This is a genomic window from Prauserella aidingensis (assembly GCF_024171865.1).
GTDB classification, from domain to species: Bacteria; Actinomycetota; Actinomycetes; order Mycobacteriales; family Pseudonocardiaceae; genus Prauserella; species Prauserella aidingensis.
Genome location: NZ_JAMTCN010000039.1, coordinates 20594 through 29408, shown reverse-complemented (window position 1 = coordinate 29408; position 8815 = coordinate 20594). Strand labels below are relative to the sequence as shown.

The 8815-nt window shown below is 65.3% G+C and carries 3 protein-coding genes; all 3 read right to left on the bottom strand.

The genetic code is table 11. The features are described from left to right. The coding region (locus tag LY13_RS24130; protein WP_253830806.1) for a transposase at nt 1-287 on the bottom strand (287 nt) is incomplete at its 3' end. Nucleotides 288-1237: 950 nt separating this feature from the next. Then, on the bottom strand, nt 1238-5308 hold the full coding sequence (locus LY13_RS24125; RefSeq protein ID WP_253830861.1) for an Eco57I restriction-modification methylase domain-containing protein: 4071 nt from the start codon (nt 5306-5308) through the stop codon (nt 1238-1240). Beyond that, complete coding sequence (gene drmD / locus LY13_RS24120) at nt 5305-8454, bottom strand: DISARM system SNF2-like helicase DrmD (protein WP_253830860.1); 3150 nt, start codon at nt 8452-8454, stop codon at nt 5305-5307. The genes LY13_RS24125 and drmD overlap by 4 nt, the downstream gene beginning before the upstream one ends. Between the last annotated feature and the right edge of the window lie 361 nt (nt 8455-8815).

Sequence of the window (8815 nt, the reverse complement as noted above, 5' to 3'; positions counted from 1 at the left end):
ATCTCCCCGGCGGCGTTCAACTCGGCGAGTAGCTCCTGATGCAACCGGTCGAAGACCCCGAGCTCCTGCCAGTCCCGAAGCCGTCGCCAGCACGTCATCCCGGAACCGAACCCCAGCTCCTGAGGCAGGTCCTCCCACCCGATCCCGGTGAACAACACGAACAGGATCCCCTGCAACACCTGCCGATCCGGCAACGGCTTCGGCCCCGTCCGACTCGCCGGACGCACCGGCAACAACGGCCCTATCCGGGCCCACAACTCGTCCGACACGACCCACGGCGCAGCCACACCAAGATCATCTCAAACCAAGATCATCAACCTGTTAGGGGCTCTAAGCCAAGATGACGAAGAGTTCCACCGGGCAGGGATCTGCAACCAAAACAAGTCCGACCGAACATTAAAGATCGCCGCGCCCAGCTAGAAAACCCAGTCAAGGTTTATGACTCCAATATCCGACGATACATCCTCCGTCGCCAAAATGTGCTTACAATAAATGATCCCAAACTAAGCCGCCTAGTTTCTTCTGTTAAGAACTTTACAGCATAAGCCGCAGCTTGACGTAACGCATTAGCGTTCTCCCATGCTTTCGCCTCCTCACTGTTTGTCATGCGAAATATATTCAGATAGCCGCGACAGGGGGCGTCTCGGAGTACGTCGCCCTCATCTTCCCTTGGGAGAACCGCAGAGACATCTCGTCCGAACGCCAGAGTCAGAAGCTCCCCCTTTTCGATGGTTGTGGAAATTTTCCGCCCCGGTAACTGTATAATATAAGATATCTTGTTCCATATTGCCTCAACTCCCGGAGGGCCGCTGGGAAACCTGCCGGAAACACTCACAATAGGGTCTCCATAAATGAACGAGCAATACCTTTTAACTAGCGCCCTCTGGTGCCGCGGAAGCCGCACTGCAAGCTCCATAAGTTCCGTGCATTCCTTGTAGGCAAGATAGAAAACATCGGGCACAGAATCACCACCTGAACTCATCCTCCTTACCAAGTAGAGCTCGGGTCCGTAGGTAATCTCACCTAGTTTCGCGCGAACACTCTGCCGCACACTAATGGCCTGCTTTGCATTTTCTTGCCGGCGCACAACGGCGCTAGCCACAACCCAGGTGGCACCAGTCGTCGAAGCCGCAGTGAGGACGATCTCGAGGACCGATTCCATTGATTTGATTTCCCATCTACTTCTTACAGCAACTTCCCTATTGAGGGATAGGATCAACGTGGACAATAGCTAAATTTAGAGCAAGGCTCCCTGCTCACCGCCGCCACGCGCCTTGCCCTTCTTGTCGTGGAGGCCTTGGGCTACTTCTTCGGCGTAGCGTTCGTGGTTGAGTTCGAGGAGGCTGTCCAGGACCTCACGCTGGGCGGCAGGGCCGATCGTGTAGCGGGTCTCGCGGCCGACCGGGTGGAAACCATGATCCAAACCGCCGACCGCCTCGACCCGATCCTCCCAGCCGTAGGCGCGGATCGCGGCCTCGTCGATCTCCCGGTGAATACGCCGCAACTCCTCGATGTCCTCGTCCCGGCAGCCCGGGTCGAAGACCAGGTTGTACGTCTTCGTCAACCCCGCGTTGCGGGACAGCATCACGTCCCGCCGATAGGTGTCCAGACGCTCGCCCAGCTCACGCAGCTCACCGGTCAGCTCCGGCAACGGGAACGTCTCGAACACATCCGACGGTGTGTAGCGAATCCCTGCCCCTAGTGTCGAGCCACGAGTCTTCGCCCACCAAAAGTGCTGCGCGCTAGACAGCAGAGCCAACATCGCCATGTTGTCACTGGCAAAAACTCCCAGCGCATCCGAGAAGACCTGACCGGTCGGCACGATCGCCGGCATACAGATCTTTGTGTGTCGTGTAAGCACAATAACCCGCTCCAACCCCGCAATGGTCTGATAAAGGTTGGGGCGTGGCCTCCAGTAGCGCCACCAGTCCCACTCAGCGACGTCTTTGCTTTTCGCGGCGCGCTCGGCCCGGACATCGCTACGAACCTGTTCGTAGCACTCGGGATATTTTCGCGCCTTATCCTCACTCCAGTCGTGGAAGTTGATAACCCACCGGCTCGGCGATGCCGTTGGACTGGAGTTTATATCCTGGCCGTTGAGATATGGGAACAACACATCTCTATTCCGCTCATCGCTGGCGATCAGCTCGTGCGCCCGCTCAGGCTCCATCGTGAACCCGGTACCGAGAACGTTGCTACCTTGGAACGAGATACCTCGGTTCCTAGCGAGTCGCTCGGGATTGCCGGTCGCCCGCGATTCTGGGTCAAGCGACGCTGTAATAGCAGGAACAATCACACCATCAGCTCGGCGCTCCGCGCCATCAGAAAGCGCCTTGCGGCTGGTCCAGATCGCACAGTATTCGAGTGCTGCCGACTTCGACGGCCACGGCTTGCTCTTCGTTGACTGACGGATCGTGACACCGCCAGCACCAAGCTGGTCAAGCCCGACTTCGCGGGTGTCGCCCTGGGCCAGGGTGTTCGTCGCGATGAGGCCGGTCTGCCCCGCGTGATTCAGCGTTCCATGTGCTCGCAACGCGAAGTACGCAATGAGGTCAGCATTGCCTTTCACGCCCCCGCCGATCGCCTGCACGAGGTACTCACGGTACGCAGAACCACTTGCGCCGCTGATCTTCTTCCCACCGAGGAACGGCGGGTTACCGATGACCGCGTCGAAGCCGTCTTGCTCGAAAACTTCTGGGAAGACCAGTGGCCAATGCAAGGTCTCGCGGATGAAGTTGCCGTCCGGCAGATCCGTGTCGAGCCATTCCCGCGCCTGTTTGCGGGCTTCCATCTCGGTGGTATCGAAGCGGCGGGCGTAGTCTGCGGCGGCGATGGAGCCCGCCGCCAGTCCGCGGTCGCCACGGCCGGCATGTGCCAGCGCCGCTCCTACCGCGAGGTCAGCGAAGATGCGGGCTCGGCTCGTTTTGAGGGCCGATTCCTCCAGGATCGCACGCTTCCGGTTCAAGCCCTCCAACGTCGAACCGTCGACCTCGGTGAGCTTGCGGCGGTCCTCGGCCACCTCGGCCACCACGGACCGGACGTTGGCCAGCAGCTGCGGATCGAGGCGGTCGTGCAGCTCGCGGCCCTTCTTCGGATCCATGTGCATGTACTCGAGCTGGTCCAACGACGTGATGCCGAGCAGCGAGTCACCCGCCACCAAGCGGTCGTCCAAGAACGTGAACGGGCGGCTCGGGTCCATCGACACCAGCCACAGCGACAGCTTCGCCATCTCAACGGCCATCTTGTTGATGTCCGCGCCATAGAGACAGTGCTCGATGATCTCCCGGCGCGCCTCGACCACCACCGGATCGACGTCCGCGTCGCTGATCGGCGTGCTCACCTGATAGTCGCGCACCCGGTCGTCGCCTTCGCGGGTCCAGGCTTCCAGGAGCTTCCCACCGAGATAACGGGCCGCAGCGACGAGGAACGCGGCCGAGCCCATCGCGATGTCAGCGATCTTCAGCGACAGGATCTCCGCACTGGACTTGAGCTTCCACTCGCTCCTGTCCGCCGTCTGCAACGGCCCCGGCTCGTACACCAGCGGTTCGAGCGCGCCCTCGACCACTTCCTCCGCCAGCTCACGGGGCGTGTAGTGCGTGCCGGTGTTCTTCCGCAACGGCGAGTCCGTGACATACAGCTCGCCCGGCATGATCACCACCGGCAGTTCACGCAGGTCCTGCCGGATCACGCCATAGAACGGCAACAACCGCTCCGTCAGCGCAGCATCGCCATCGGTGGCGGCCAGGAGCTTGCGGCGCGCGTTCTCCAGCTCCGTACCGGACAACGGCGCCAGCGCCTTCTCCAGCGCCTTCGGCGTGCCGATCTTGTAGTCCTTGTACTCCTCAGCCAGCTTCTTTGCGAGCGCGGAGACGTTCTCCGTACCCGCGGCGAGGTCTTCCAGTTCCCGCAGGCCGACTTCCTTCTCCACACCGGCCTTGCCGATCAGACCGAGCACCACGTCCCCGGCACGGAAACCGTCGTAGGCCAGCAGGCCCTCGTAGACATAGCCGATCTGCTCCACGTCCAGCTCACGGAACGAGAGCTTGCGCAGCTCCTTGTTCTTCCCGGTGCCGACCTGCACGTACTGCACGGCACGCAGCATGTGCAACACCGTGCGATCATCGATCGTGCGCGGCAGCCACGCGAACTGGCCCGGGTCGAACAGCGAACCGTCATGCGCGTGCATGGTGAGCTTCGGGTGCTCCACGCCGTGATACACCGCGTCGAACAGCGCAAGCAGCCGGTGCCAGCGCTGCGAACTGTGCTCCAGGTCGTCCTCGCTGCCCTCGCGAGCCTGCTGCTCCAGCACCTCACACAGCCGTCCGGCCGAATACGCGTTGGCATAGAGCTCGTTGTCCGCCGGGAGCAGGCCGCGCTCCTCGGCGAAGAGCACGAACACGAGGCGCATCATCACCGAAACCGCACCGCGATACACCTCGTGCGCCTCAACGTTGTCCAGCCCCTGCTCGCCACGCCCACGCTGAGCGGAGTCCGCCCGGCCGATCGCCGCGACCAGCAGCTCCACCGCCTGACGCACCTGAACGCCAAGGGCCTCGGTGATGTCTTCCTGCGAGTCCTTGCTCGCATCCAACAGCGTGACGAGCTTCTCGTCGTCCGGGACGCCGGAGAACCGCTGCCTGTTCAGCAGCGACACGAAAGCGCGGACCACGTACTCTTCCGATTTCTCCGGCCAGGACGCCGCGTCGAACGTCGCGGTCGTGGTCACCTTCCGGCGCGGCGCCCACACCAGCGTCCACCACCGGCCGTCGGTCGCCAGCCCCAGCTCCACCTCGTGCTGGCGGCACAGCTGCGCCAGCCGGTCCACCGGCGTGGCCGCCCAGCTCTCCCCCTTCACCCGCGCGGTCGGCGGCGAGCCGGGCGGGCACACCATCCCGAGCAGCTCCGTGGTGGCGGGTTTGGCGTCCTCGCCGGGCTGCACCAGCGCGAAATCCGGGACCACGCTGGTGTCGTGCTCGCCCACGTCCATCGCCAGCGGGTCCAGCGCCGACTCCGCGTGCCAGTGCAGAACGCCTTCCTGCTCACCGTCCCAGCCGAGCAGTTCGCCCAGCACGTAGCGGATCCAGACCTGCTGACCGGCATCCGGATCGGCCAACCAGTCAGCGTGCGCCTGGCGCAGCCCCTCACGTGCCGTCTTGTCCAGCGCATCCAGGCTCGGCCAGGCCTGACGCAACACTGGCAGCGACAGGAACGGGCCGCTGACCTCGATCAAGTTCAGCCAGTCACGGTGCTGCTGCGCGCTGTCCGGCGCGTGCGACCGACGGCCGCGTCCACTGGTCCGGGCACTCATCGGATTGCCTCCCGCTTCGGCACGACGAACACCACCGCGATCGGGAAACGGTGTTCCTGCTGGTCGCTGTAGCGGGCCGCGATCGCCTCCAGCTCGCGGTCCCGCTCGGTCGCAAGCTCATCGAGCCGCTGCTGCCACTTCTGCCGGTCCCGCCGCAGCTGGGCCAGCTCCTCTTGCGGTTTCGTGGCCTCCACGGAGAACAGCGCGTGCTCGTCGGCCTGCTCATCTCCACTCAACTTCGCGCTCAGCGTCGCGGAGAACTGGTCGATCACCTGCGTGATGCGGGCGCGTTCCTCCTCCTCGCGCTGCGCGAGCCTGCGGGTCAACTGCTCCCGCTTGGTGTTGCTGCGCCAGTCCAGCGCGTTCACCAGACCGTCCGACACGCGAGGCCAGCGCGCGGCCAGCCGCCTGCGAACCGGCTCGGACGCCGGCGTGCCGGAATCGAGCGCGCGGCCGAGCATCCCGCCCAGCCGGCCCAGGTTCTCCAGCCTGCGGAAGCGGCCGTTCTCCGGGGCCCAGCCGCCCGCGTAGAGCACTTCTTCGTGCAACCGCACGCCGTCCGCACCGACCAGGACGTACCGCGAATACGCGCCGACCAGCACGTCCTCCAACTCCGGGTCGTCGCTGACCACAGCCGTCGCCCGGTGCAGCCCCACGTCCTCATTGGACACCGCGGTCCGCAGCAACCGGGTGGACATCGCGACCAGCGGATGATTCAGATGCGCCAGCACGACATCGTCGCGGCCCCGGGCCACCTCCTGGTCGAACGTGACCGGCAACTGGCGCGGCTGCACGTCCCGCGCGCGTTTCCCGTCCTCGCCAGTACCCTGGAACTTCTCGATCAAGCCCTCGGTGGCACGCACCCACGAACCGGTCATCGTCGGCACGTCATACAGCCCCTCGGCGAGGTGCTTCTCGTCGCGGTGCTCGCGCAACGGCTGCTGGTTGGCCAGGTCCAGAGCGGTGTCCACCACTCGCTTCACCCTGCCGGGCGTGATACCGAGTTCGCCGACAGTCTCCTCCAGCTTCGAACGCAGCTTGCGCACCTGGCCACGCACGTCCGACTCGGCGGCGACGCGCTGCTTGTCCCGCCCCGCGGAGTCCACGTCCACCTTCAGCGACTCGCCGAGCATCCGGCGCTGCACGGCGTCGGAGAGCACCGCGTTGACCGACCCGAGATCGGCCTCCATCTTCGAGACCTTCTTCGCCACCCGGGAGAGGAACTCCAGGTCGGCCTCGTAGGTGCCGACCGGCGCGTCCCAGCCGGTGCCCACGAAGTGCCGGATCTCCGGGGTCTCCTCCTGGCCGTACCGGTCGATGCGGCCGATGCGCTGTTCCAGCTTGTTCGGGTTGAACGGGATGTCGTAGTTCACGAGCCGGTGGCAGTAGCGCTGCAGGTCGATGCCCTCGCTCGCGGCGTCGGTGGCGAGCAGGATGCGCACCGGGTGCTCGGCCGGCGGCTTCTGGAACGCCAGCCGCAGCTGTTCCCGCTCGTCGGTGCCGATACCGCCGTGCAGTTCGGCCAGGCGATCGCCGGCGAGGCCTTCCTGGCGCAGCAGTCCGGCCAGCCACAGCTGGGTGTCCCGGTACTCGGTGAACACGACGACGCGCTCGTTCGTCCACTTCCCGTCCGGGCGGCAGGTGGCGATCAGGTACTCGAGCAGCTTGCGGGCCTTGGCGTCCGGCTGCGCCTCGTGTGCCAGCGCCCAGTCGCGCATGCGGTTGAGTAGCGACGTCTCGTCGTCGTCCGTGTCCGGCTGCATGGGCCGGGTACGGCCGAGCGCGTCGTCCTCGGCCTCGGCCATGCGGTCGTCGTCGTAGGAAGCGAGATCGTCGAAGAAATCCTCCATCCACTCCGGGATGTCGTCCCCGCCCGCCGTGGGCACACCGCTCTTGCCCTTCAGCGTCTCCAGGTAGACCTCGATGGTGTGCTTCAGCGCCGCCGGGCTGGAGAACATGCGCTTCTTCAGCAGCAGCGTCACCAGGTCGGTGGCCTTGTGCCCGCGCCGGGTGGTGAGCTTCTTCCGGCGCTGCTCGGCGAATCGGGTGAGCAGGTCGTGGATCTCGCGCTCGGACTCCGGATACTCGACCGGGATCTCCTGCGCGTTGCGCCGCGTGAAGCGCGGCGTGCCGTCGGCATCGGTGATGTCGCGCTTGAGCCTGCGCACCACGGTCTCGGCCACGGCCGTCTCGTCCGCGTCGACGCCGCGGGCGAACCGCTGGTCGTCCAGGATCTCGAGGAGCGCGGTGAACGAGGCCTGGTACCCGTTGTGCGGGGTGGCCGAGGCGAACAACCGGTGCGTGAAGTGCGGTGCGAGCTTGCGGATGAGCTTCGTCTGCTGCGAATCCACCGCGTACACCTGCTTCGGGGCAGCCGGGGCCACGTGGTGCGCCTCGTCGAGGATCAGCAGGTCGAAGGTGCGCGGGTACGAAGGTCCTTCGGCGGGCAGTACCTCGTCCAACAGGCGCTGGGCCTTGGCGCCCCGCAGCCACGGCAGGCTGACGATCGTCAACGGGTAGACGTTGAACGGGTTCGCCGCGCTGCCGTACTCGCGGCGCACCTGGGCACAGCGCTCCGAATCGATGATCGTGAAGTCCAGGCCGAACTTCTCGGCCATCTCGTCCCGCCACTTGGTGGTCAGGCCTGCCGGGGCGACGATCATGATGCGCTGGGTGCGGTGCCGCAGCAGCAGCTCCTGCGCGACGAGCCCGGCTTCGATGGTCTTGCCGAGCCCCACGTCATCAGCCAGCAGCAGGTTCACGCGGGGCGCGCCGACCGCGCGGGCCAGCGGTTCCAGCTGATAGTCCTCGATGGCCACGCCCGAGCGGTAGGGCGCCTGGAGAGTCTGCGTGTCGGCCGAGGTGACCGCGGACCAGCGCACGGCGTCCAGGAACGCGGCGAGCTGCTCGGGCGGGTCGAAGCCCTGCTCGGTGACGTCCGGCAGCGAACCGCTCGGCAAGACCTGCCTGCCCGGCTCGATCTCCCAGATCACGTCCAGCGTGTCACCGAAGCGACCATCCTCGACGCTCTGCAGCGACACCAGTGTGTTGCCGCCAGCGGCGTCGACGTCGCTGACGATCCACTTGTGCCCGCGTACCGCGACCAACGCCCCCGTCGTGAGTTCGGCCGTGGCTCCGTCCGCCATGTATCGCCCCTCGCTCTCCGTACGCGTACCACCCGGCAGCGCTCACCCTTGTCCATGACGCTATTACCTACCGGTCCCGCGCACTATCGTGCGAGGGACCACGTCCAAGAGATACGCCCACTACACCTTCGTCGAGAACACCCCCTGCGTAACGCCGCAACCGGCCGATTGGCATCACAACTCAGTGACGACGTCGCATCCCCGGAGTGATCCGGGCACGACGGCCTGTTGGATGCAGCGCGCCACTGTCGTGCCGGCCGAAGCCCGCCGCCGAGGTGCCCGCCGCGTGCACCAGAAAACGCCGGGTCAGACCATCGTGGACACCCGCCACAGGTCACCCGGACTCTTCAGGTGTCCCGGC